This window comes from Rhodococcus sp. I2R (genome assembly GCF_020889545.1).
Taxonomy (GTDB): Bacteria; Actinomycetota; Actinomycetes; order Mycobacteriales; family Mycobacteriaceae; genus Rhodococcoides.
Window position 1 is genome coordinate 141,546 of sequence record NZ_JAHUTG010000007.1, and the last position, 24,487, is coordinate 166,032.

At 64.7% G+C, this 24,487-nt stretch carries 23 protein-coding genes; 15 read left to right on the forward strand and 8 right to left on the reverse strand.

Going from position 1 to position 24,487, the window contains the following annotated elements; genetic code table 11:
- Nucleotides 1–2: 2 nt before the first annotated feature.
- Nucleotides 3–1,133, reverse strand: a complete 1,131-nt coding sequence (locus tag KVY23_RS09290; protein WP_230556175.1) for a TDT family transporter — start codon at nucleotides 1,131–1,133, stop codon at nucleotides 3–5.
- Between the two features lie 120 nt (nucleotides 1,134–1,253).
- On the opposite strand from KVY23_RS09290, the gene KVY23_RS09295 reads away from it, so the two are divergent.
- Nucleotides 1,254–3,260, forward strand: coding sequence for an HNH endonuclease signature motif containing protein (locus KVY23_RS09295; protein WP_230556176.1), 2,007 nt, complete (start codon nucleotides 1,254–1,256; stop codon nucleotides 3,258–3,260).
- A 43-nt stretch (nucleotides 3,261–3,303) separates the two neighbouring features.
- On the opposite strand, the gene KVY23_RS09300 is transcribed toward KVY23_RS09295, so the two are convergent.
- Nucleotides 3,304–3,534: a DNA-binding protein gene (locus KVY23_RS09300; protein WP_230556177.1), complete on the reverse strand. Its 231-nt coding sequence runs from the start codon at nucleotides 3,532–3,534 to the stop codon at nucleotides 3,304–3,306.
- Nucleotides 3,535–3,569: 35 nt separating this feature from the next.
- Between KVY23_RS09300 and KVY23_RS09305 the strand changes: the two genes are divergently transcribed.
- The gene (locus KVY23_RS09305) at nucleotides 3,570–4,502 is read left to right on the forward strand and encodes an oxidoreductase (protein WP_230556178.1); all 933 of its coding nucleotides are present in this window, start codon (nucleotides 3,570–3,572) and stop codon (nucleotides 4,500–4,502) included.
- 16 nt (nucleotides 4,503–4,518) lie between these two features.
- Here KVY23_RS09305 and KVY23_RS09310 read toward each other — a convergent pair whose 3' ends face one another.
- Nucleotides 4,519–5,055, reverse strand: a complete 537-nt coding sequence (locus KVY23_RS09310) for a TetR/AcrR family transcriptional regulator (RefSeq protein WP_230556179.1) — start codon at nucleotides 5,053–5,055, stop codon at nucleotides 4,519–4,521.
- A gap of 33 nt (nucleotides 5,056–5,088) precedes the next feature.
- Here KVY23_RS09310 and zapE point away from each other — a divergent pair, with 33 nt between their 5' ends.
- The 3 genes from zapE (at nucleotide 5,089) to KVY23_RS09325 (ending at nucleotide 7,761) form a co-directional block, all read left to right on the forward strand.
- A complete protein-coding gene (zapE, locus tag KVY23_RS09315) occupies nucleotides 5,089–5,964 on the forward strand; it encodes a cell division protein ZapE (protein WP_230556180.1) in 876 nt (291 codons plus the stop codon).
- A gap of 236 nt (nucleotides 5,965–6,200) precedes the next feature.
- Nucleotides 6,201–7,292, forward strand: a complete 1,092-nt coding sequence (locus tag KVY23_RS09320) for an LLM class flavin-dependent oxidoreductase (protein WP_075837849.1) — start codon at nucleotides 6,201–6,203, stop codon at nucleotides 7,290–7,292.
- 4 nt (nucleotides 7,293–7,296) lie between these two features.
- Nucleotides 7,297–7,761, forward strand: coding sequence for a MarR family winged helix-turn-helix transcriptional regulator (locus KVY23_RS09325; protein WP_230556181.1), 465 nt, complete (start codon nucleotides 7,297–7,299; stop codon nucleotides 7,759–7,761).
- A gap of 11 nt (nucleotides 7,762–7,772) precedes the next feature.
- Here KVY23_RS09325 and KVY23_RS09330 read toward each other — a convergent pair whose 3' ends face one another.
- The 3 genes from KVY23_RS09330 to KVY23_RS09340 all read right to left on the reverse strand — a co-directional run bounded on the left by KVY23_RS09330 (nucleotide 7,773) and on the right by KVY23_RS09340 (nucleotide 10,932).
- Nucleotides 7,773–8,807 (reverse strand): CNNM domain-containing protein, encoded by a 1,035-nt coding sequence (locus tag KVY23_RS09330; protein WP_230556182.1) that lies wholly within the window; start codon nucleotides 8,805–8,807, stop codon nucleotides 7,773–7,775.
- The gene (locus KVY23_RS09335; RefSeq protein WP_206509109.1) at nucleotides 8,804–10,240 is read right to left on the reverse strand and encodes a hemolysin family protein; all 1,437 of its coding nucleotides are present in this window, start codon (nucleotides 10,238–10,240) and stop codon (nucleotides 8,804–8,806) included. The genes KVY23_RS09330 and KVY23_RS09335 overlap by 4 nt, the downstream gene beginning before the upstream one ends.
- Before the next feature lie 164 nt (nucleotides 10,241–10,404).
- Nucleotides 10,405–10,932: a ribonuclease H gene (locus KVY23_RS09340; RefSeq protein WP_230556183.1), complete on the reverse strand. Its 528-nt coding sequence runs from the start codon at nucleotides 10,930–10,932 to the stop codon at nucleotides 10,405–10,407.
- A 97-nt stretch (nucleotides 10,933–11,029) separates the two neighbouring features.
- Here KVY23_RS09340 and KVY23_RS09345 point away from each other — a divergent pair, with 97 nt between their 5' ends.
- The 3 genes from KVY23_RS09345 (at nucleotide 11,030) to KVY23_RS09355 (ending at nucleotide 13,638) form a co-directional block, all read left to right on the forward strand.
- Nucleotides 11,030–12,052, forward strand: coding sequence for an acryloyl-CoA reductase (locus KVY23_RS09345; RefSeq protein WP_230556184.1), 1,023 nt, complete (start codon nucleotides 11,030–11,032; stop codon nucleotides 12,050–12,052).
- A 45-nt stretch (nucleotides 12,053–12,097) separates the two neighbouring features.
- On the forward strand, nucleotides 12,098–13,039 hold the full coding sequence (locus KVY23_RS09350; protein WP_230556185.1) for a DNA-3-methyladenine glycosylase: 942 nt from the start codon (nucleotides 12,098–12,100) through the stop codon (nucleotides 13,037–13,039).
- Between the two features lie 80 nt (nucleotides 13,040–13,119).
- Nucleotides 13,120–13,638, forward strand: coding sequence for a VOC family protein (locus KVY23_RS09355; RefSeq protein ID WP_075837852.1), 519 nt, complete (start codon nucleotides 13,120–13,122; stop codon nucleotides 13,636–13,638).
- Between the two features lie 6 nt (nucleotides 13,639–13,644).
- On the opposite strand, the gene KVY23_RS09360 is transcribed toward KVY23_RS09355, so the two are convergent.
- The gene (locus KVY23_RS09360; protein ID WP_075837853.1) at nucleotides 13,645–14,013 is read right to left on the reverse strand and encodes a hypothetical protein; all 369 of its coding nucleotides are present in this window, start codon (nucleotides 14,011–14,013) and stop codon (nucleotides 13,645–13,647) included.
- Between the two features lie 68 nt (nucleotides 14,014–14,081).
- On the opposite strand from KVY23_RS09360, the gene KVY23_RS09365 reads away from it, so the two are divergent.
- The 3 genes from KVY23_RS09365 (at nucleotide 14,082) to KVY23_RS09375 (ending at nucleotide 16,598) form a co-directional block, all read left to right on the forward strand.
- On the forward strand, nucleotides 14,082–15,359 hold the full coding sequence (locus KVY23_RS09365; protein ID WP_374108706.1) for a multidrug effflux MFS transporter: 1,278 nt from the start codon (nucleotides 14,082–14,084) through the stop codon (nucleotides 15,357–15,359).
- A gap of 7 nt (nucleotides 15,360–15,366) precedes the next feature.
- The gene (locus tag KVY23_RS09370) at nucleotides 15,367–15,837 is read left to right on the forward strand and encodes a DUF309 domain-containing protein (protein ID WP_075837854.1); all 471 of its coding nucleotides are present in this window, start codon (nucleotides 15,367–15,369) and stop codon (nucleotides 15,835–15,837) included.
- A gap of 83 nt (nucleotides 15,838–15,920) precedes the next feature.
- On the forward strand, nucleotides 15,921–16,598 hold the full coding sequence (locus KVY23_RS09375) for a hypothetical protein (protein WP_230556186.1): 678 nt from the start codon (nucleotides 15,921–15,923) through the stop codon (nucleotides 16,596–16,598).
- Nucleotides 16,599–16,631: 33 nt separating this feature from the next.
- On the opposite strand, the gene KVY23_RS09380 is transcribed toward KVY23_RS09375, so the two are convergent.
- Nucleotides 16,632–17,396, reverse strand: a complete 765-nt coding sequence (locus KVY23_RS09380) for a deoxyribonuclease IV (protein WP_230556187.1) — start codon at nucleotides 17,394–17,396, stop codon at nucleotides 16,632–16,634.
- Between the two features lie 73 nt (nucleotides 17,397–17,469).
- Here KVY23_RS09380 and KVY23_RS09385 point away from each other — a divergent pair, with 73 nt between their 5' ends.
- The 4 genes from KVY23_RS09385 to KVY23_RS09400 all read left to right on the forward strand — a co-directional run bounded on the left by KVY23_RS09385 (nucleotide 17,470) and on the right by KVY23_RS09400 (nucleotide 24,487).
- On the forward strand, nucleotides 17,470–18,201 hold the full coding sequence (locus KVY23_RS09385) for an ABC transporter ATP-binding protein (RefSeq protein ID WP_075837856.1): 732 nt from the start codon (nucleotides 17,470–17,472) through the stop codon (nucleotides 18,199–18,201).
- A 59-nt stretch (nucleotides 18,202–18,260) separates the two neighbouring features.
- A complete protein-coding gene (locus KVY23_RS09390; protein ID WP_230556276.1) occupies nucleotides 18,261–20,783 on the forward strand; it encodes an ABC transporter permease in 2,523 nt (840 codons plus the stop codon).
- Between the two features lie 117 nt (nucleotides 20,784–20,900).
- Nucleotides 20,901–23,477: a non-ribosomal peptide synthetase gene (locus tag KVY23_RS09395; protein WP_230556188.1), complete on the forward strand. Its 2,577-nt coding sequence runs from the start codon at nucleotides 20,901–20,903 to the stop codon at nucleotides 23,475–23,477.
- A 140-nt stretch (nucleotides 23,478–23,617) separates the two neighbouring features.
- Nucleotides 23,618–24,487, forward strand: coding sequence for an alpha/beta fold hydrolase (locus KVY23_RS09400; RefSeq protein ID WP_230556189.1), 870 nt, complete (start codon nucleotides 23,618–23,620; stop codon nucleotides 24,485–24,487).

Below are 24,487 nucleotides of genomic sequence, written 5' to 3' on the forward strand. Positions count from 1 at the left end.
ACTCACGGCAGAAATATCCGGCCGCTGATCGATCCTCGCACGGTGTGTGCGGCAACCACGACCCAAGCAGAAAGCAACGCCGCATACAACACCACCGCTAGCGCAGAAACTGCTCCGAGGCCGAGTGCCGCGCCCAGTGCGGTCGCGCCCGTGACACACGTGCCAACCGGGAAGGTGAAGCTCCACCAGGTGAGCGAAAACCTCAGCCCGTTGCGCATCGCCTTGGCTGTCACCGTGCAGGCGACCGTGACAGCGCCAATAGCGAGCACCCCGACGAACAGTCCATATCCGATTCCGAACGCGTGCAGATCACGTGCGAGGCTCGCATGGGCGCTGCCCAGCACGAGGCCGGCGTCGGCGCCGAGCAGGTTGGCCGCGGTGATGGATTGCCCTACCAGCCCGAGCGTGATCCAGACCGTCGGTGCCGCTTGCAATGCCGGTCCGCCCCCGCGCAGCAGATCGCGGTAGATCAGCGTCATCGCTGCAGCTCCCAGCGCGAGGCTGAGCGCGAACAGTGCGTAACACAGCGCGAGCAGCCAGACTCGAAGGCCGTCGTCTCCGATGTAGGGCAGCAACAGAGCACCACCCGTGGCGGACACCATCGGCGGAACCACCGGCATCAGCCACGCCGGCAATGCGTTCGAGCGTCCCTGCCGCAGCATTCTGTACGGCATCCACACCGAGGTCGCCACCCCGGTGATCGTGCCCAGCACCCACAGGGTCGCCGCGATGTGCAGGGCCGCAGTGTCGCCGATGACGTCCTTGCCGAGCAACAACGTGCCGGCTCCCACCGTCAGCATGGCCATCGGTGGTGCGCCGTAGAAGAGGGACACGACAGGGTGCTCGGCGTATCGACGGGCGTTCGCAGGGTGAAGTATCCAATGCGCTGCGAACGCCACCGTCAGCGCGAGGAGCGCGAAGGACGCGAGTACCCAGACGACCGTTGCGAAGGCACGCAATTCGGCCGAGTGCACCGGCAAGGTTGCCGCGGCGTTGGCGACGATGCCGGTGCCCATCACGGACGCGAACCAGTTCGGCGTGATGTGTTCGATCAGCTGCCCGGGACGTTCGAGCTCGCTCAGCAGGCGAGTTCGCTTGTGCTCGAAGGCTGCGCCGACAGTTCCTGCGGTCATGCACTCAGCGTCGTCCGCGCCGACTGTCGCCGGAAGTGGTGTCACACTTGTGCGGCCACAAGCAATTTTTGTAGCAACGAACTGTTGTATTCGAACATCTGTTCGAGTATCGTTGGTGGCATGACGCAGCCGGGGGGCTCTACGTACATCAGACGCGAGGCGGACATCGCCGCTTCGGAGTCGCTGGCGCGCCTCGCCGATGGTCGACGGGCCGACAACGTTGCGGCTGCGGCCGTGGTCCACGAACTGCATCGCCTGTCCGAAATACGGCTGGGCGAGGAGATGGACATCCATCTGCTCGGATCATCTCGTGACGACGAGCAGCCGGATACTGCCCGCGCGAGGCACATCACCGAATGCGAAGCAGCTGTAGCACTTTCCCTCTCACGTACCGCTACTCGCGAGATGATCACGGTGGCGGGTCATCTGGCCTGGCGGCTCCCCGCCGTAGATGCCGCATTCACGGTGGGCGATATCGACTACCCGCGCGTTCGAGCCATCGCGAATACGCTGTCCCGCGCTTCCGATTCGACCGTTTCTGCCATCGAACAGGATGTCCTCGCTGCAGCCCTGCGATGCAACGTCCGCGCATTGACCAGCAGCATTTGGCGAGAGTGGATGGCCCACGATCCAGCTGAAGCCACTGCCGCGCAGAAGGCGGCAGTGACGGAGGAACGCTGCGCAGACATCCGACGGGGTGACGACGGCATCGCAACCCTGGTCGCAAAAATGTCGATGCTCGAGGGAGCCGAATGCGATGCACTTCTCGAAGAGATGGCCGGCACTGTCTGCTCGCGTGATCCTCGAACGAAGAAGCAACTCCGCGGTCATGCGCTGCTCGCTCTGTTTCATCGAGAAGAGTCCCTGACGTGCACGTGCGGATCGGATATTTGCCCGATGGCTGCAGCGGGCGCGTTGAACCCGCCGCGCCGTAAAGCCCTGCTGGAAGTGCACATCGACATCGAGACCCTTCTCGGGCTCGGTAGCAATCCAGCCACTCTCGCAGACGGGACTGTGCTGGATCCAGAGACCGCCCGCCTACTTGCTACCGACGCACGATGGCAGGGTCTGCTCACCGAGATGCTGGACGCGATGAACGAGTACCGAGCTCAGGTGCCGAACAGCACTGGATCCGACGACACTGAGCACGAGCCCAGCGCCGGACATGGCGCTATTCGGCCGTGGGTCGCGAAGCGGGGCCGCGCGAGGCGCCTTCTCAGTCGTGGTCGCCGTCGTTCCGCTGCACCTCTACCCACGCGTTCAGCGGCTTCTTGTCGACCCGAACACAAGAGAGGGGCATCGACGCTCGGTGCGGAAGCTGCGCTCTCGAGAAGTATCGCGAAATTCCTGGCGGCGGCCGCGTCGGATCCGACACTGACCCGAGGCCGATATCCCGACGGGCACGGCGGCTTCGCCGAACCTCCACCCGGGGCGCTGACTTATCGGCCGAGCGCCGAACTCGTGGCGTTGACCCGAGCCACATACTGCACCTGCACATTCCCGGGGTGCAGTGTGCCCGCAGCTCGGTGCGACATCGACCACATCGTTCCGTTCGATCACGAGGATCCGCAGTCGGGTGGGTGGACCGTCCTCGACAATCTCCAACCGTTGTGCGGTTACCACCACCACGCGAAGACGCTTCGTCTATGGGCGTGCGCGAAACTCGAAGGTAGTGCGATCTACTGGCGTTCGAGCTCGGGTCTGCACCGGATCACCCCGCCGATGTTTGGAACGGTTGCGTTACCCGACGAGTTCGTCCATAACGGCCGGTACAACCCCGCTGTGCCGATGCATGTGTCGCCAGCGAAATCCCAGTCCGGCGGAGGACCCCACTTCGACAGTGCAGTTCACGAACACGTCCATACCGACGCCAAGACAGCTGAGCCCTCGGACGAACTCTACGAACCCACCTGGTGGGAAACGCACATGAGCGACCGCGACACAGACTGGCATCGACTGCTGCGCAACGACACTGTCGGCGGGGCGCCCTCGCTCGGCGATATCGCAGGGCGTGTGGGTCCGGAGGACGCTCGCGCCCTTGCCGATGCCGCCTACCTACGCGAGAGATTTCTCGAACACCGTGCGATCGTGGCCCAGCGTGAGAAGTTCCGACCCCCGCCGTTCTGAGTGCACGCAATTCTGAGAGCACACAGGTCAGTTTGTCCGAAGATCAAGGCGCCAGTTCGAGCCCTCGCTCGGCGAGGGCAGCTTTCACGATGCCGATCGCCCGCGGCCCCACACCGTGCAGCCCGGCCAACTTCGCCTCGGACTCACCGGCGAGGTCCTCCAGCGAGTGATAGCCGGCTGCGACAAACGCGCCAGAAGCCGGTCGACCTGTGCCCTTGGGAAAGTGGTCCACGGGCTCGCCGGGGCGCTGATTGTCGGACACCTCGTCAGGCATGGGCAGATTCTAACCGCGCAGGTACCCTCGGACCCGTGTCTGACAACAAGCAGCGCCGCGTACTTGTCACCGGCGGAAACACCGGAATCGGTTACTTCACTGCGCTCGAGTTGGTGAAGCAGGGTGACCACGTGACATTGGCTTGTCGCAACCTCGACAAAGCCAACTCTGCTGCGAAGAAGATCCGGGACACGATCGCCGATGCGGCAGCTTCCGGTGGTGCCGACTCGGGCCGGCAGGGCACCGTCGACACCGCGCATCTCGACCTGGCCGACCTCGGATCCGTTCGAGACTTCGCCGAATCCGCGCCCGAGAAGGTCGATGCGCTCATCAACAACGCCGGCGTGATGATGCCCGCCAAGCGAACTGAGACCAAGGACGGCTTCGAGCTACAGTTCGGCACCAACCATCTCGGTCACTTCGCGCTCACCGGTCACCTTCTACCCAAGCTGCGCGCAGCCGACAACGCCACTGTCGTCACGGTCTCCTCCGTCGCCCACAAGCAAGCTCCCAAGCTCGACTTCGACGATCTACAGGCGACGAAGGGGTACCAACCCCAGCGCATGTACGCCAACTCCAAACTTGCCAATCTGCTGTTCGCCCTGGAACTGCAGCGCCGACTCGACAGCGCGGGCATCCCGATCACCAGCAATGCCGCGCACCCCGGCATCTCCGAGACCGCGCTGTACACGAGCCCGGACGGGTTGGGCAGCTCCAAGGTCGCATCCATCGGCGCCTCCATCGGTCTCAAGTTCATCTCGCAGTCCGCCCGCGCGGGCGCGCTCCCCACGCTGTATGCGCTCGAGAACGGCGGACCCGGTTCCTACACAGGACCGAAGGCGTTGTTTGAGTCACGTGGTGCGCCGGGACCAGCCAAGATCTCCGCCAAGGCCAAGGATCCCGCGCTGGCCGAACAGTTGTGGGTTGCCAGCGAGAAGCTCACCGGCGTCGTCTACGACATGAGCTGATTGCCCGAATCGCAATTCAGGACTTCCGGGCGCCCCTCAGATAGGTGACGATCGGAACTCGCAAGGCCTCTGGCGTTGTCCCTGCTTCCAGACCCGTCACCACCAGTCCCTCGCACAGAGCCACGAACCCTGCAGCGAGCAGACGGTCACCGAAGAGTTCGGTGGCGCGGTCGAGGGAGAACAGGCACTGTCCGAGCTTCACACGCTCTTCGGGTCCGATGCCGGCGTCGATCAGCAGCGAGTGCCGAGCACGAAGTTGCTTCGGGCGCTCGGACAGTAGGTGTGCAAGGTACTGGACGGAGACCTCTACAACTGACTCATCTAATACTGACTCATCGGAACGGCTGGTGACGCGCTCGAACGCTGCTCTCGACGACTCCGTGACGCGGTCGACGATCGCCGTCAGGAGCTCGCTTCTAGTCCTGAAGTAGTACGACGTCGAACCGGCAGGGAGGCCGGCCGCCGCATCGATGCCGCGGTGCGTCAGTGCGCGCAATCCCTCGTCGGCCACGACAGCTATGGCTGCGTCGGCAATCACAGCTCTACGGTCCATTCCACAGACTCTACATCTGTAGAGTCTGAGTGCATGAGGCCAGCTGCCACTCCCCACGCCTTCGAGGCTTCCTTCGAACTGGACGCCGCCCAAACAGCCGCCGTCGACCTGCTCACGCAGCCGGACGCGTTGGGTGTCTACATGTGGGGACCAGTGGGACGCGGAAAGACGTGGCTCTTGGATCGCTATTTCACTGGGGTAGACATCGACGCGAAGAAGCGCGTGCACTTCCACAACTTCTTCGCGGACCTGCACTCTGCCTACTTCCGGCAGAGATTCTCGATAGATCACGCGATCGACGAGGTGCTCGGCGAGTGTCGACTGCTCTGCTTCGACGAGTTTCACGTCCACGACATCGGCGACGGCACACTCATCGCCCGCATGCTCGACACCCTCTTCGCCCGCGGGACAGCGCTGGTTGTGACGTCGAACTATCCACCCGACGGCCTTCTCCCCAACCCGCTGTTCCACGAGAAGTTCGAGCCGACAATCGAGGTACTGAAGGCGCACCTCCGCGAAATACGCGTCGACGGCCCGATCGACTACAGAAGCGCGCATGCCGTGCGGCGTGGTTTCGCTGCCGGCACGTGGACAGTGGAAACCGAACTCGAGAACACCGACACCGAAGCAATTTCGTTCGCGGAACTGTGCACGGCACCTCGGTCGAGCAGCGACTACCTGGCGCTCACGGAGGGCCTCACCATTCGCGGCATACCGAAACTGCATGACACCGATGCCGAGTCGGTGCAACGGTTCAGCAATCTGGTCGACATCTTGTACGACGGTGGCGTGGCGACGCACTTTCGCGCGAGCGTCGATCTCGTCCGCTTCGGCGAGGGATGCACCGGGATCGATATCGACCGCATGCTCAGCCGACTGAGCACTCTGAGCACGCTGAGCTCCGGCTGACCGCCAGGAGATAGGGAGACGCCCACAGCTGACGGCGGTCGGGGGCGACAGCAGCGGCGGGCGTCTCATCTTGCATTCGCCACAGGCGATGGGGTGGATGGGTGAAACTTCGAGAATCTTCTTGGACGCCGGATTCGGTGAATACAGCGCCGAGGAATATTGGCGAGACGGCCCCTGTTGAGCCAAAAGTCGATGCAAACGCATGAACATGTCGAGAACGAGCTCAGGAGCGGACCATGCAGTTCGGAGTATTCACCGTCGGAGATGTAACGGTCGATCCGACCACAGGTCGTGCTCCCAGCGAACACGAGCGCATCAAAGCGATGGTCACCATCGCACAGCACGCCGAGGATGTCGGCCTCGACGTCTTTGCCACCGGAGAGCACCACAACCCACCGTTCGTCCCGTCGTCACCGACAACGATGCTGGGATATATCGCTGCCCGGACCGAGAAACTGATCCTCTCGACATCCACGACGCTCATCACCACCAACGACCCGGTGAAGATCGCCGAGGACTACGCGATGCTTCAGCACCTGTCGAATGGTCGCGTCGACCTCATCATGGGCCGCGGCAACACCGCACCGGTCTACCCGTGGTTCGGCCAGGACATTCGTCAGGGCATCCCGCTGGCACTGGAGAACTACCAACTCCTCCGGCGCCTGTGGACCGAGGACGTGGTGACATGGAAGGGCGACTTCCGCACCCCACTCGACAACTTCACCTCTACACCCCGCCCACTCGACGACATACCGCCGTTCGTGTGGCACGGCTCGATCCGCAGCCCGCAGATCGCGGAAATCGCCGCGTACCACGGCGACGGATTCTTCGCGAACAACATCTTCTGGCCGAAGGAGCACTACGCGGCACTGATCAACCTGTACCGAGAACGTTACGAACACTACGGACACGGCCGCGCCGACCAGGCGATCGTCGGCCTCGGCGGTCAGGTGTTCATGCGCAAGAACAGCCAGGACGCGGTCGCTGAATTCCGCCCGTACTTCGACAACGCCCCTGTCTATGGTCACGGACCGACGATGGAGGAGTTCACGGATCAAACGCCGCTGACAGTCGGTTCCCCACAGCAGGTCATCGAGAAGACGCTCGCCTTCGCCGACTTCTTCGGCGACTACCAGCGTCAGCTGTTTCTCATGGACCACGCCGGGCTGCCGTTGAAGACGGTGCTCGAGCAGCTCGACCTGCTCGGCGAAGAGGTGGTGCCGGTGCTGCGCGCCGAGTTCGCTGCTCGCCGTCCGGACGGTGTGCCGGAGAACCCACCCACACACGCGAGCCTGCTCGCCGAGAAGAACGCAGCCCTTGCTATCTGAGCAGGTGGCATCCGACCAGATGCGCTCGCGCACCGAACTCGCCGTCGACGCCTGGGAGTCCTTGTTCCGCTCCCAGGTCACGCTCATGCGACGCTTCGCCTCGGACGACATCTGGGACCCGATCAGCGTCCGCGAATACGATGTGCTGTTCACCCTGAGCAGATGCCCGAAAAACAAGCTGCGCCTGCACGACCTCAACGACGAGATCCTGCTCAGCCAATCCTCGTTGAGCAGACTGTGCGACAGGCTCGTCGAACTCGGTTTTCTCGTCCGGCAGCCGGACCCGACGGACAAGCGCGGCACCCTGGTTGCGCTCACCGATGCCGGCCTCGCCGTTCAGCGAACGATCGGACGCAAGCATGCTGAGCGAATCCGGCGATACGTCGGCGATGCACTGACCGAGGACGAGATGACCACACTGACCGCGCTGTGCCGCAAGCTACGCCTCGCGCAACTGAATATCGGCTGAAGCCCCCAGTCCTACTCGGTCTTTTCGCGACCCTCGCTCGCCTCCGATGGCGGCAGTACTCGCTTGATCACATCGGTGAGGGTAACCAGTCCGAGGAACGATCCCTTCGACTCCACGATCGCCAGCTGAACGCTCTTCGCCTGCATCTCACGCAGCACCTCGTATACCGGGGTGCTTCCCTCGATGGTGAAAGCCGGTCTCGCAAAATTCATGACCGGTTCGTCGAGATCGGCGAGCAGCGTGTCGCGGACGTGCACCACGGAGTGCATCCGACCATCAGGATCGACCAGCAGGACCCGCAAGTGGCCCGACCGCAGGGCCGCGGCCTGCACTTCGGACACTGCCGCAGCCGCCGCGACAGACGTAGGTTTGCGCCCGCGCACCGTGATCTGATCGACAGTCAGAGTCTGGAGCTCGATTACGCCAGTGATCTGCGTGCGCAGCTCGGGTTCTAGAACACCCACCTGAGTGGAGTACTCGACCAAATGCCGAATGGTGTCGGCGTCTCGCCCGCCGACGGCCGCACTCTCGACCGGCTCCACCCCTGTCTTGGCGACGAGAACGTTGGCGATGTGATTGACCCAGGATAAGAATGGGCGGAACGGCAGGACAAATGCACGTGAAGGCAGGCCGATGATCTTCGCGGCGAGTTCCGGATGCGATATCGCCCACGACTTCGGCGCCATCTCCCCAATCACCAGGTGCAAGAAGGTGACCACCAGCAACGACAATGCGAACGCCGCGCCTCCGGCAAGCCACGTCGGTGCGCCCAGGGACGCGAACACCGGGGAGAGCCAACTGTCGACCGCGGGCTTGGTGACGGCACCGAGAGCAAACGTGCAGGCAGTGATGCCCAACTGTGCTCCAGCGAGCATGACTGTCAGTTCGTTCATTCCGCGCAGCGCCGCCCGCGCGGATCGGCTCTCGGTAGCCTCGGTCTCCAACCGGTGACGACGCGCACCGAGCAGCGCGAACTCGATGACCACGAAGAATGCACTCAGAAAGATGAGCGCTATCGTCGCGAACACCACGATCAGGGCGCTCATCGTTCGTTCCTGCCTTCGCTCGTGGACGGCTCCGAGCCGACCTCAGAGACCTCACTCTCCGAAACCTCACCATCGCCGTCTGCCTCCTGCACGTGCACCCGCAGTTCGCTGGGCACGTGCCGGTCGAGCTGCAGTACTTCGACCACCAGGAACCTGCGCGGAGGCGTGTCTTCGATCAGCTCCGCGCTGTCCACCGCGAGATCGATCCGCAACACGTCACCCACATCGGGAAGTTCGCGTTCCTCGGCAATGAGCAGGCCTGCCAGCGTCTCGTAGTCACCGCGGGGAAGAAGCAGATTGCGTCCGATCGTGCGCTCCACCTCATCGACGTGGATGTCACCGTCCATGATCCATCCGCCGTCGGCTTCGTGCTCCATCCCGGTGAGTACGTCGGGATCGTGCTCGTCGGTGATTTCGCCTACGAGCTCCTCGGCCAGATCCTCGATCGTCAAGACACCGGTGAATCCGCCGTATTCGTCTATCACACAGGCCATTTCGTTGCGCGTGCGCGAGAGATGATCGAGCGCGTCCTGCATCGGCATGAGCTCCGGCAGCACGAGTGGCTCACGCATGATCTCGGTAACCGACCGCTGATCGTGCCGCTCGGCTGCCAGCACCTCGGCGAGATGCACGACGCCGATAGGTTCGCCTCGCGCACCGAGCACCGGGTAACGCGTGTGTGCATTTCTCATGAGCACGCGCACATCTTCGATCGTCGACTGCTCGGAGACGACGTCGACCTGGACACGCGGGATCATCGCGTGCTCGACATCTCGATCCGGAAAATCCAGAATCCGATCCAACAGCAACGACAGCTCCTCGGTGAGATCGCCGCTGGCACGTGAATCACCGATGATGCGTTCGAGATCCTCGGCATTCGCGCTGCTGTCGACATCGTGAACAGGCTCCACATGCAGCAGCCGAAGCACCGCGTTCGAGGACTTGTCGAAGAACGTGATCAGCCACCCGAAAATCGCCATGTACACCAGGGTCGAACGCGCGAGTCCCTGCGCCAGCGGGCCCGGGTTGGCGATCGCCAGATTCTTGGGATACAGCTCACCGAAAATCATCTGCACGACGGTCGCGAGGACCAGTGCCAACACCGTTCCGACAGCGATGCCCGTTGCAGTGGGTACGCCGGCGCCACCCATCAGCTCGCCCAACGGCACACCGATGAACGGCTCGGCAACATAACCGACCAGCAGACCGGTCACCGTAATCCCGAGCTGCGCCCCCGACAGCATGAACGAGGTGCGCTTGGTGACCTTCAACGCGCGCTCGGCAGATGCGTCGCCCTTCTCGGCCCGCGATCTCAAAGTTGCACGATCGACCGACATGTACGCGAATTCCTGCGCGACGAAGTATCCGTTCGCAACAATGATGACGGCCGTGAGCAAGAGACCTGCCAGCAACAGCAGTAGCGCGGAGACGATCACACGATCACCGCACGGCCGCGGACAACGCGCTCGGACTGCTCGACAAAACTATCGGATGATTCATTAGTGACGTTGGTGTGCACTGGGTTCTCGACGCCTCCGGGTGTGAATGCGACAAGTGTATCCACACTGGGCAGTATCCACACCGAGCAGGCGAACCGTCAGAAGAGCGTCGCCACCCCGTCGTCGGCGGTGGCATCGGCAGTGGGTATGGGTGCGGCAGTGGGCACAGCAGCAGCCGCGGGAGAGGTCGAGGCACCCGCTGCGACGGCACGGGCAGCTTCACCGGCGAGGGCGTCGGCTGCTTCGTTGAAGTGGTTTCCCACGTGCCCACGTACCCAGCGGAATCGGACGGGACCGGTGCGCTCGGTGATCGCGCGATCGATGCCCTGAACCAGATCGAGGTTGCGTACAGGCGTGCCGCCCGCCGTCTTCCACCCCTTGCGCTTCCATCCGGCCAGCCATTCGGACGCGCATTTGATGGCGTACTGCGAATCGGACTCGATGAGCAACGGCTCGTCCCCGGGATGCGCGAGCACTGCCTCGAGGAGTGCGCGAAGCTCCGCTATCTGGTTGGTGCCGGACTCTTCACCGCCGGACTTGCTCGGGCCTGTGTGATTGACCCAGGCCCACCCGATTGCGCCGCCCGGGTTGCGCAGACACGAGCCGTCGGTACTCACGATGATCACAGCGAGACCATACTTCGACGGACCGACAAACAACAGACGCCACGCCAAGCATGGGTACTGTTCGGACGAACCCCTCGAGTTCGAAAGGACACTCCTCGTGCCCCAGCCTGCGCCATCGTCGTTCGCGGCTCTCGTCGCCCGCGGAAGCGAGCAGATCACGCTCTCGCAAGAGACCGTCGACCACTCGTTTCTGCCGGCGATCGACGGTCCGGCAGTGACCATCGCCGTCGAGTACTCGTCCGTCAATTTCAAGGACGCCCTTGCCATCACCCCGAAGGGTGGGGTGGTGCGCGAGTACCCGATCGTTCCCGGAATCGACATCGCCGGCACGGTCGTCGAATCGACCAGCGAGAACGTCGCTGTGGGGCAACGGGTCCTCGCGCACGGCTATGACATCGGCACAGCGCAACACGGCGGCTATGCCGAATACGCTCGCGTGCCCGCCGACTGGGTCGTGCCGCTGACGACACTGACCACGCGCGAGGCGGCCGCAATCGGCACTGCGGGATTCACGGCCGCGATGAGCGTCGAAGCACTGCTCGGCGCAGGAGTCACACCGGCCGACGGTCCGGTCCTTGTCACCGGAGCCAGCGGCGGCGTGGGGACGGTCAGCGTCGACCTCCTGTCGGCCGCCGGTTTCGAGGTGCACGCGTCCAGCGGAAAGCCCGAAGCCGCAGAGCTTTTGACCAGCTTGGGCGCGTCCAGCGTGATCGGCCGGTTGCCCGAGGACCCGGACGCCAAGCCGCGCCCCCTCGGCCGTGCCGAGTGGTCCGCGGCAGTGGACTGTGTCGGTGGCAAGACGCTGGCGCACGTACTGAGCACCATCCGATACGGCGGCGCTGTCGCGGCCAGCGGTCTGACGGGCGGAGCCCAGTTGCACACCACGGTGCTCCCGTTCATCCTGCGCGGTGTGTCACTACTGGGAATCGACTCGGTGCAGCTGCCCATCGACCGGCGACGAGCTGTTTGGCACCAACTCGAATCCGAGCGGCGCCCGCAGCGCCTGGACACTCTCACCTCCGAAGTCGCCGTCGGCGATGTTCAAGCCAAGCTCGACGAAATTTCCGGCGGCAAGGTCACCGGCCGGACCGTCGTCGCCGTGGCCGGTGGTTTTCGCTGAGCGGCAGGCCACCGAGACAAACTCACCGACATAAACTCAATGGCAATGCTCACGTCAGTTCCTGAATCTGCCGGTGAATCGGTCTCGACTGTGTTCGAGTCCGATTCGCCGCTGGACGTTGCGATGACCCTGTCGGAGCATCGGCGCGGCAAGGGCGATCCGACGTACGAGCGTGACGCGGCAGGCAGTGTGTGGCGAACATCACGCATGAACTCGGGGCCGGTCACCTATCGGCTGACTCAGATTTCGCGGACGGCCGTTCGATGTATCGCGTGGGGCAGCGGAGGCGTCGAGTTCGCCGACACACTCCCGGCGCTCCTCGGCAGCGAGGACGACGCCTCCGGGTTCGAGCCCGAGCACCCGACCCTGCAGGAAGCGCACCGGCAGTTCCCACATCTACGTCTGGGACGAACCGGACTCGTCATGGAGGCATTGGTCCCCGCAATTCTCGAGCAGCGGGTGCACGGTGTGTCCGCTTTCGCGTCCTGGCGCATGCTCGTCACCAAGTTCGGCGAGCGTGCACCGGGCCCGACGCCGCGGCCGATGTACATCACACCTGAGCCTGCGGTGTGGCGTCGCATTCCGTCGTGGGAGTACCACCGGGCCAACGTAGACCCGGCTCGATCGAAGACGATCGTGCGATGCGCACAGGTGCCCGGCCGACTCGAGGAGGCCGCAGCCATGCCGCCCGCCGAGGCGATCACGCGGCTGCGGGCGGTTCCCGGTGTGGGCATCTGGACCGCCGCCGAGGTCGCGCAACGGGCCTTCGGCGATCCCGACGCCCTGTCGGTCGGTGACTATCATCTGGCGGCCGTCGTGGGCTGGTCGCTTCTGGGTCGACCTCTCGATGACGACGGAATGGTCGACTACATGAGACCTCTGGCGCCGCACCGGTTTCGAGCCGTCCGGCTCCTGCAGGTCAGCGGCAAAGCAATCAAACCCAAGTTCGGGCCCCGGACACCCCTCGTCGACCACACCTGGCACTGACGCGGCTGACACTGGCCGAGCATGGCACATGGGTGTACTCTAGGTTGAAGGTTCAACTTAACCCCTTGATTCGAGGTCCCATGCCAATCCAACGTCTCAACCACGCTGTCCTGTATGTACGGAACGTCGAGAAATCCGTCGCCTTCTACACCGAGGTCCTCGGGTTCCGAACCAAGATGCGCATGGGCAACTCGGCAGCGTTCCTCCAAGCCAGTGCCAGCAGCAACGATCACGACCTCGGACTGATGCAACTCGGAGACGGAGCCGGCGCCTCGGAAGCCGGACGCAGGACGGTCGGCCTCTATCACCTCGCGTGGGAGGTACAGAGCCTGACCGACCTGGCCGACGCCGGACGAAAGCTATCGATCGCAGGGGCACTCGTCGGCGCATCCGATCACGGCACCACCAAGAGCTTGTACGCAAAGGACCCCGACGGCCTGGAGTTCGAGATCGTCTGGCTCGTCCCACTGCACCTTCTCGACGACGCAGCGATCGAAGCGAGCAAGACCATCGCACCGCTCGACCTGGAAGCAGAGATCGAGCGCTACGGCGCCGACACCCTCAGCGGCATCGGCGTATCGAGCTCAGTGAGCCCCTGACCGGAACTACCGCTTCAACTGCAAGCGCAGCTTGGCGCGGATGTCGTGGATGGTTCCGTCCGGAACGAAGAAGTGCTCCTCGACTCGGACGGTCAGCAACGGCCTGCCCCGCACACCCGCATCGATGAGAAAACGCGCAATGACGGTATCGCCCATCTCGGTCAACTCGATGTCTCGGATAGCCAGGATGGCGCGGTAGTAGAAGGCGTTCTCGAGCGCCTTGGACATCCCTGGGCCGGAGCGACCGGTGGTGATGCCGTTCTCGACGCGGCGCGCACCCGGTGCGAATTGCACAGCGCTCGCATCGTGTGAAGCCAGCGCATCGATGTATTGACGTACGACTACCTGACGGGGACTGTAGACCGAATCATGCATGGGTCGGAACTCTAACTCGAATACATCACACCGGGAACATATCCATCCGTCCGATTGCTGTCCTGTTGGTGTCTCATGCCGCCGAACAGACAGTCACACCGACCGCTCGTGCGCTCGACCAGCCGCCCCCCGAGCCCAGCACTGAACCCACCTCGGCCGAACGTCTGAGGGTCATCCTGGTCCTCGGGGCGCTGATCGCTCTCGGTCCGCTGACCATCGACATGTATCTGCCGGCGCTGCCGTCGATCGTCGACGATCTGAACACATCCTCGGCAGCAGTGCAGCTCACGCTCACCGGAACTCTCATCGGCCTGGCAATCGGCCAGCTCGTCATCGGCCCCCTCTCCGACATCGTCGGCCGACGCCTCCCACTCATCGCTGGTACCGCCGTTCACATCGTGGCCTCCCTGCTGTGCGTGGTGGCACCCAGCGTGGCGATGCTCGGCGTCTTCCGCGGCCTGCAGGGCCTCGGGGCCGCAGCCGCCGCCGTCGTCGCGATGGCCGTGGTGCGCGATCTCTTCACCGGACGGGCTGCCGCCACCGTCCTGTCGCGTCTGATGCTCGTCATGGGCGTCGCTCCCGTGCTCGCACCGTCCATCGGCGGCGGCATCCTGCTGGTCGGATCGTGGCGCTGGGTGTTCGGGGCACTGGCTCTGCTCGGCGTCGGCCTGCTCGTACTGGCCATCTTCTCGCTGCGCGAGAGCCTGCCGCCGGAACGCCGCCGGGGCCGGGGCATCATGCCGATCGTTCGCACCTACGGCAGCCTGCTTCGCGACGGCCAGTTCCTCGTCCTCGTCTTCGTCGCCGCTCTCGCGATGTCGGCCCTGTTCGCCTATATCGCCGGGTCCTCGTTCGCGCTGCAGGAGGAGTTCGGGCTCAACGAGCAACAGTTCGCCATCGTCTTCTCACTCGGGGCCATCGCGCTGATCGGCGCCTCGCAGTTCAACGTGGTCGTGCTCGGACACTTCACACCCGTCCGAATCGTGATCGCCGCCCTGGCCGCAGCACTCGCCGCTGCCGTGGTCATGGCGTTTCTCTCACTGGCCGGCCTGGGCGGAATTCTGGGGTTCCTGATCCCGCTGTGGTTCGTCCTCGGCGCGGTCGGTTTCGTCATGCCCAACGCCCCGGCACTCGCGCTGACGCGTCACGGCGAGGCGGCAGGCACTGCCGCGGCGCTGCTCGGCGCCGCCCAGTTCGGATTCGGTGCGATCATCGCGCCCGTCGTCGGGGTGCTCGGCAACGACGCCGTGGCAGTATCGGTGACGATGGTGGGCGTCTCCGCGACCGCCTTGGTCGCTTTGACTGCAGTGACCCTGAGAACTCGACGAGCAACGAACGAGGTGTGATCCACACGTGCCGGAACGCGAACGCGATGCCACCGGCAAACCGCTGAACGCACGGCCCCGCGACGGCCTGGGCAGACCGATGCCCCGAGGCGCCGACGGTGTGGCCCGCATCCCCGACGACCTCCGGCTTCCGCCGGTGGAATCGATCGCCAGAGCACAGGAACTCCTCGACACCGGCATGCCGTTTCACGCCCACGAGATCCTCGAGGGCACGTGGAAGCAGGCGCCGGAGGCGGAACGGATGCTGTGGCAGGGTCTCGCACAACTTGCAGTCGGGCTCACCCACCTGCTGCGGGGAAACCACGTCGGCGCCGTATCGCTGCTGCGGCAAGGACACGATCGTATCCGCGGTTACGAGCTCGAACCGCCGTACGGCCTCGATGTGGCGGGCTTACTCGCCTGGTCGGAGGGACTGCTCGACCGTCTGGACGCAGGCGAGACACCACAGGCTCCCTCCGTGCCGCGCTTGCTCGTCTGAAACCGACACTCGCCAATTCGTCCGTTCACCGCTACCCTTGCGTAGGTTAGGTAAGGCTTGCGACACAAGGTGGTGTGTAGACGGTGATTGCTTCGGCACAGACCGACCCTGCGGCCGTGGTCACACAGGTCCCGTACTGGATCGCGGTATTGACCCCCGAAGAGTGGCCGTTCGGCATGCGCCGCACCGATCCGCGGATCGACACCATCGACTCCTCCGTCGTCACCACCGCGCGCACCCAATGGACCGGTCCGGCGCATCCGTCGAGGACGACATTGCTGGCGGTATTGGCCGCGACCGTCGGAGCGTGGCAGGCCGACCGTTGCCGCAACAACACTTCCGGTGTCCTGATCGACATCGAAACACCAGCCGGGGACTACTTCCCAGTTCGGCTTCCGTCCATCGGTGATGCAGCCCTGCTCACCGAGGAGGTGCGGCGACGCGTCGCCGCGGCGCCCCACGGGGGCGTCGACTATCTCGCTGCCAGGAGCGTTCCCGCCCTCGCCCGCAAGGCGGGCGCCCAGATCGCATTCCACGACGGCTCCGATCGCAGCACTGCCGGCGCCACGGTCTCCGACGACGTGACCGCCTCCGATGACGCCCCGCTGCCCCACAACCTAACCGTGACATGCACGGTGACCGAAATCGACTCGCTCACCTTCGTCGAAGCCGAGTTCCGCTGGAACTACCGCGTTTTCACCCGTGCCGACGTCGACGATTTCGAGCGGTTCTGGGACAAGACCATCTCGAAGTTCGTCTGAGGCGACGCCCGAGAATATCTGCCGCAGAACGATCTACAGACTTTTCAGGAACCGGACGTCCTCGGCGAGCCCCTCGGCGGGCGTTTCCAGGATCACCGGGGCGCCCGAGGCCTGCGCCACCGCCGTCAAGACCTCGGCATCGATAGTCCCGTCCTCGAGATTGGCATGACGGTCCCGAGCCGAATCGAACTCGTCACGTGAATTGTTCAGGTGCACAAGGTCGATTCGACCGGTGATGGCCTTGATGTGATCGACCACACCGACCAACTCCTCGCCACCGGCCCAGGCATGGCAGGTGTCGAGGCAGAACCCGGCACCGAACTCACCGACTGCGTCCCACAGGCGCGCGATGTCGTCGAAGTGGCGCGCCATGGCGAAGTCACCGCCCGCGGTGTTCTCGATGAAAATCGGAACCCCGAATCCACCCTCGCCCACCTGGCGTTCGAACAGCTTGCGCCAGTTCTCGAAGCCCTTCGCGGTGTCCTCTCCATCACGGACGTGGCCCCCGTGCACCACCAAACCGATAGCGCCGATCTCGGCGGCCGCGGCCGCCTGCTCGATGACAGCCTTGCGCGAGGGGATACGGATGCGGTTGTTCAGGCTCGCCACGTTCAGCACGTACGAGCTGTGCACCACGACGTCGATGTCGCTGGCCTTCAGCTCTTCCCCCTGCGGGTGCGGCTGCAGCTTGTTCCATTTCTGCGGGTCGGTGAGAAACATCTGCACGAAATCGACCCCGAGGCTCTCGGCCGAACCGATGGGGTCGGCACTGTCACGAACGTGTGCTCCGATGCGCATGATCCAATAGTAGGGGCGCACTCGGGGTCTTCCCCGATAGTGGCACCGCGAAAACACTGGAACACTGAAGCGCATGACTGATACCGCCGCCCGCGCTACGGCGCTCACCAAGACGTATGGCTCCGGGGACACCCAGGTTCACGCATTGCGGGAGGTAAGCGTGACGTTCGACCGCGGCGAGTTCACCGCCATCATGGGTCCATCCGGGTCCGGCAAGTCCACGCTGATGCACTGCCTGGCCGGCCTGGACACCGCGACCTCGGGCACGGTCACGATCGGCGACACCGATCTGACCGACCTCGACGACAAGCAGATGACCGCGCTGCGCCGAGATCGGATCGGTTTCGTCTTTCAGTCTTTCAACCTGGTCCCGACGCTGACCGCGCTCGAGAACATCACCCTGCCGCTCGACATCGCGGGTCGAGCGGCCGATCAGGAGTGGCTCGATACCGTCGTCGACCGTCTGGGGTTGCGTGACCGCCTCGATCACCGTCCGAGCGAACTGTCCGGCGGGCAGCAGCAACGCGTCGCATGCGCGCGGGCTCTGGCCGGGCGGCCGGACATCGTGTTCGGCGACGAGCCCACCGGCAACCTGGACTCGCGGTCCTCGGGCGAGGTGCTGAGCATCCTCCGGGCGGCCGCCGACGAGTTCGGGCAGACGGTGGTCATCGTCACGCACGATCCGCGCGCCGCTGCCTACGCCGACCGGGTGGTCTTTCTCGCCGACGGAGCTGCCATCGACGAGCTCGCCAACCCGACCGCCGAGGGCGTCCTCGACCGGATGAAGCAACTCGAGACGGTCTGATCATGCCGGCTCACGCAGCAACCACCACCGCCCGCCGGAAATCGACCCACCAGAACCCCATGCGCACCGTGTCGCTGCGCAATCTCGCGGCCCACAAGGTTCGACTCGCGCTGACTGTCCTATCGGTGGTGCTCGGAACTGCCTTCGTCGCAGGCTCTTTCGTGTTCACAGACACCCTGCAGCGCACCTTCTCGTCCATCTTCTCCGACACCGCGCAGGGCGCCGACGTCCGCGTCAGCGCCGAGGACGTCCGTTCGAGCGGAGTCCCCGTGGAGAACGCCGAGATCATCGCGGCACTCCCGAACGTCGATCGAGTGGTTCCATACGTCAGCGGGCAAATCGTCGTGATCGACGAGTCCGGTTCGGCTGTGCAGACTGGCGGCGCCCCCACGATCGGTGAGGTGTACACCCCGGAGGACCAGCGTCTCGGCGTTCCCACGGTCTTCGCACAGGGCACTGCACCGACCGCACCCGGAGAAGTCGCCATCAACGAGGGCGGCGCCGAACGTGCCGGGCTCGGTGTCGGCGATTCGACCCAGGTGCTGGTGCCCTCGAAGGGCACGGTGGACGTCACCGTGACAGGAATCTACGAGACGGCCGTCGAATCCGGTGGCTTCATCGGCGTACAGTTCGTCGAAAGCCAAGCAGCCGAACTGTTCTCGGACGGCGCACACGTCGAGTACTACGACGTCGCCGGCAACGACCTCGCCACACGTGGCCTGACTCCCGACGACCTGCGCGAGGAGATTGCTCTCGCGCTACCGGATCTGAAGGTTCAGACCGCCGACGAGGTTCGCGACGAGGCACAGTCCGAGATCGAGTCCGCGCTCTCCTTCGTCAACTACTTCCTCCTCGCGTTCGGCGGCATCGCGCTGCTCGTGGGGACGTTCATCATCTACAACACCTTCTCGATGATCGTCGCGCAGCGTGTCCGCGAACTCGCTCTGCTGCGCGCCATCGGAGCGAGCCGCGGCCAGGTCAGCAGATCCGTCGTGCTCGAAGCGCTGGTAGTCGGGGTGATCGGCAGCGTGCTCGGCTTCGCCGGCGGTGTCGGTCTCGCATACGGACTGCGGGCTCTGCTCAACGCGTTCGACCTCGGATTGCCCTCCGGGTCGTTGGCACTCGAACCACGAACCGTCATCGTTGCCTTCGCAGTGGGCATCTTCGTCACCGTGCTGAGCGCCTACGCCCCGGCCAGACGCGCCGCGAAGATCCCACCGGTCGCGGCGATGCGCGAGGAGTTCGCCTCGGCCGGTGACAGTCTGCGTGTGCGCACACTCGCCGGGCTCGTCCTCGGCGCACTCGGCGCGGTAGCCGTCGTCGTCGGCGCCCAATCGACGGGTGGTTCAGCGGCAGCGACCGTCGGCGTCGGTGCCGTCGCGGTGATCATCGCTGTGGCACTGGCGGCGCCGTCGCTCTCGCGCCCCATCGTCGGGGCCCTGGGTTCGGTGTTGACCCGCCCGTTCGGGGCGATCGGGCGGCTGGCCCGCACCAACTCCGTTCGCAATCCGCGGCGCACCGCGGCCACGGCTTTCGCGTTGATGCTGGGCTTGATGCTCGTATCGGTGATCGCCGTACTCGGCTCGACCGCCAAAGCCAGCGTCGACGCGCTCGTGGACACCGGAGTCGAAGCCGACTACATACTGAGCGGCCCGCAGTCCATCGGCGTTCCGACCGGCGCAGGCCAGGCTGCGCGCGACGTCCCCGGCGTCGACAGCGTCGCCATCCTGCATCCGGTCTCGGTGGACATCGACGGCGAAGAGGCGTTCGGGGTTGCGCTCGATGGCAGCCCGGAAGGACTGTTCGACAACTCCGTGGTGGAGGGAAGCCGAGAACTGACCGGGGACAGCATGGCGGTTTCGGAGTCCGCGTCGCGCAACGAGGACTGGACTCTGGGCTCCGTCGTCGAGCTCGAATCCGTCGACGGCCGGACGGTGCCGGTCACGGTGACGAGCATCTACGAGGACAGCCCACTGGTCGGCGACTGGATGGTGTCCGAGGAGGTCTACCAGCAGGTCACACCGAGCTTCGTGCGCTCGGACATCGTCGTTCTCGTCGGGGCCGAACCCGGCACCGACCTCGACACCCTCCGCACCGATCTCGAAGCTGCCACGGCGACCTTCGTAGTCGTGCAGGTGCAGGACCGCGAAGAGTTCAAAGGCGCGCAGAGCCAACAGATCGACACCCTCCTCGCCGTTCTCTACGGCCTACTCGCACTCGCGGTGGTCATCGCGATCCTGGGAATCGTCAACACGCTGGCACTCTCCGTCGTCGAACGACGCCGCGAGATCGGGATGCTGCGAGCCGTCGGGATGCAACGGGCGCAGGTGCGACGGACGATCTATCTGGAGTCGATGTTGATCGCCCTCTTCGGCGCCATCGTCGGCCTCGCGCTGGGAGTCGCGTTCGGGTGGGGGTTCGTGCGAACGCTGCGCGACGAGGGGCTGGACACGTTGACCATCCCGTGGGGGCAGTTGCTCGCGATGCTCGTGGGTTCGGCCGTGGTGGGGGTACTGGCCGCGCTGTGGCCCGCGATTCGCGCCGCCCGCACCCCTCCGTTGGAGGTTGTCACAGAGGCGTGAAACCCATCGGTTGCGGACAAAAGGGTCACGGAGTTACCTTGTAGCGTGTAAAACAGACCCAATGACGGTTTTCACCTGAAAATCTGAATGGTCTGCAGGCAACTGCACGGGAGGGTCATGTCGATCCACGGCCTCGATACGCGCCCCTACCCCGCACTGGCCCCACTCTGTCGACCGGACACCCGGGACACGCTGCTCGCTCGGCTGCGCGAGGTCGCGCACGCCACGCCGAGCGCCACGGCGGTCGTTGCCGACGACGGAGCCGTCACCTTCGACGAGTTTCTGCACCGGGTGTACGCCGTAGCTCGCACGATCGCCGCCATCACGCCCGACGAGACCCGTCCGGTCGCCGTCGAGACTGCCTGCACCACCGGGGCCATCACTGCGATGCTCGCAGTGATGGCCTCGGGCCGGGCCCTGGTCCCGCTGGACCCGAACCTGCCCGAGGGTCGACAGGAGAACATCGTCGGCCAAGCCGGTGCGCGGCGCATAGACGTCGCCGATATCGAGCGCGCCCAGGAGTCGTCCGAGCCACTGCCCAGGGTCACCGGCAGCCGGATCGCCTTGATTGCGTTCACCTCCGGTTCCACCGGCACCGCCAAAGGCGTTCTCCTGAGCCACCGCATGTGTCTGACCAAGGCGTACGAGGTCAGTTCCTCACTCGGCCTTTCGCCGTCGAGCCGGGTCGGGAACGCCCTGCCGATCAGTTTCGGCGCTGGCATCAACACCGTCTTCGCCGGAATCCTCAGCGGCGCAACCGTATACTGCCGAGAGCCGCGTAACTCCTACTCCGACAATGTCATTGAGTGGATTTCGCAGCACGAGCTGACCACCCTGCACTGCTCGCCTTCGCTGGTACGCAGCATGGCGCCGAACTCGCGGAGCTCGCCGGTCCACGTGGTCCCCGACAATGCGGTGCCGTCCCTCAAACACGTCGTCACCTACGGCGAACCGCTGCACGCCAGGGACGTGCTCGCCATCCGCTCTGCCTCGGGCTCGGGCGCGATCATCGTGAACTGGTACGCCACTACCGAAGCGGGCGCGGTTGCACGCCAAGAGTACCGAGCAAGCGATGCGCTCCCGGCCGGATTCTTGGCCGCCGGTACACCCCCACTCGGCAAAACACTCGATATCGTTCTCCCCGACGGCCAGCTCGCTCGGAGCGGTGAGGTCGGGCAGATCCGCGTCACCGCAGACTGTTTCGCCGACGGGTACCTGCATCTCACCGAGCAGACCGATGCCCGGTTCACCACCGACTCGGGATTGCGCCGCTATTGGACGGGCGATCTCGGCCGTATCGATGACCACGGGGTGCTCCACCTCGTGGGCCGGGTCGACGACGCCGTGAAGATCCGCGGCTACCAGGTCGAACCCGCCGAGGTCGAAGGCGCCTTGCGTTCGATTCCCGGCATCACCGATGCATTCGTGACCTCCCGCTCCGACGATTCGGGGACCGAACTCGTGGCCTATTTCGCCGGCACGAAGGACGCCGAAGCCGGAGTTCGGCGAGCACTGCGCGAGGCGCTGCCCGAATGGATGATCCCTCAGCACATCAGCGCGTTGGCAGCGATTCCCCGGACCGACCGCGGCAAGGTCGATCGAGCTGCGCTGCCCGACGCCGTGCGCCTGCCCGAGGAAGCTTCGGAATCGGTGCTGGTGGGGGCCACGGAGAACTGGCTCGCCAACATCGTGGCCCGCGAACTCAGCCTCACTGCCCTCCATCGCGATGCCGATTTCTCCGAACTCGGTGCCACCTCACTGGCGATCACTCGAATTCTCGTCGAGATTCAGCAGGCATTCCATGTACAACTCTCACCGGCCGACGTGGTCGACGCGATGACCGTGCATGCCCTGGCGGCCGTGATCGACGAGCGACATGCGTCGGTCGACCGCGCCAAGTCCGGGAGCAAGAACTCTATTCTGGTGCCGCTGCGAACCGAGGGTTCCAAGGCACCTCTGTTCGTCGTCGCGGGTGCAGGCGTGCCGGCGGTGGGACTGGCCACCCTGGCCAAACGTCTCGAGGATCGGCCCGTGTACGCGCTACAGGCGCGGGGTCTCGACACCAGGGCGCTGCCGCATCGCACCCTGAGGGGCGCCGCGCGGGCGTACGTCCGCGAGATCCAACGTGTACAGCCGCACGGCCCCTACAACCTGGCCGGTCACTCGCTGGGAGCCTGGATCGCGCTGGCCATGGCCGAGATTCTTCGGTCACGAGGCGAGGTGGTCGAGCAGGTCGTCCTGCTCGACCCGCGGTTGTACCGGTGGCTGCTCGACAAACTGCCCGGTGGAGAACGGCTCGAAGCCGCGCCGCCCGACGTCGGCAATCCGCTCTATCAGAGGAATGCACGGGTGGTGCTGCGTCAGGCATGGCGGGTGGCCGCTGCAGGTTTGGTTCGATTCACCACCACCGAGCGGTGGCTTGCATTCGCGATCATCGGCTCGATGGCCCTGCAACGCCACAAACCCACCCCCTACGACGGGCAGACCACCGTGATCGTCAGCGACAACAACACCCACGACCTCGCATCCTGGCAGGCCATAGCACCCGGCAGCGAGGACATCACGGCCGTTCCCGGCCCCCACCTCGGGTTGGTTCGCGAGCCCGTTGTCGCAACGGTCGCCCAGGTGATCGACCGCGCGCTCGATACGCATTCCCGAGACACCCACAAGCAAGCATTGGACAAGCAACTGTGACCTCAGCGCACGCACTGGGCATGCCACTGATGGCCTCCATCGCAGCTCACAGGTCGACAGACTGTCCTCAATCGGGGCTACCGCGTAGGTTGGGCATCGATGCTGTTGTCGGCAACATGCAGCGAGGAGGCTCGACTTCGATGAAAACCTATGAGCTCGACTCCGTCGAGCTGCACAAGGACACACTCCGCTACGTGGACATCGGCGACGGCCCGCCCGTCATCCTGGTCCACGGGCTGCTCGGTTCCCATATGTCCTGGGCGGGGCAGATCGAACGGCTATCCGAACGCTACCGCGTGATCGCACCTGATCTGTTCGGTCACGGCAGCTCGGACAAGCCCTCCGGGGACTATTCACTGAGCTCGCATGCAGCGACTATCCGCGACCTGCTCGATCACCTGGGAATCGATTCGGCACCCATGGTGGGGCACTCCTTGGGTGGGGGCATCGTCATGCAGACGGTGTATCTGTTCCCCGAGCGAGTCGATTGTCTCGCTCTGGTGAGCAGCGGCGGCCTCGGACCGGAGGTCAGCCTGCTCCTCAAGGCCGCAACACTTCCCGGCAGCGAACTCGTCCTTCCGATTCTCGCCTCGGACTGGGTGCGCAAGAACGCCGAAAACGTCATCGGTCAGCTCGATAGATGGGGTCTGCCGGTCAAGCCCGGTGCGAGCATGGCCGAAACGTGGAGGTCGTTCCAAACCGTCGCGGACAAGGGCTCTCGCGGGGCTTTCTTGGCTTCCACTCGCGCCGTGGTCGGGCCGCGTGGTCAAACCGTCAGCGCAAAGCAGCATTTCGCGAAGTTCGAAACGATGCCTTCGCTCCTCATCTGGGGCAGCAAGGATCGGATGATCCCGGCTTCGCACGCGGACAACATTCGCCGCGAAGTGCCCAACTCCAGGGTCGAGATCTTTCCCAGCGCCGGCCATTTCCCGCAGCTCGACGAGCCGGACCTCTTCTTCCGCATCCTCGACGAGTTCCTGTCATCGAATCGGCCGGCCGACGCGCACTGA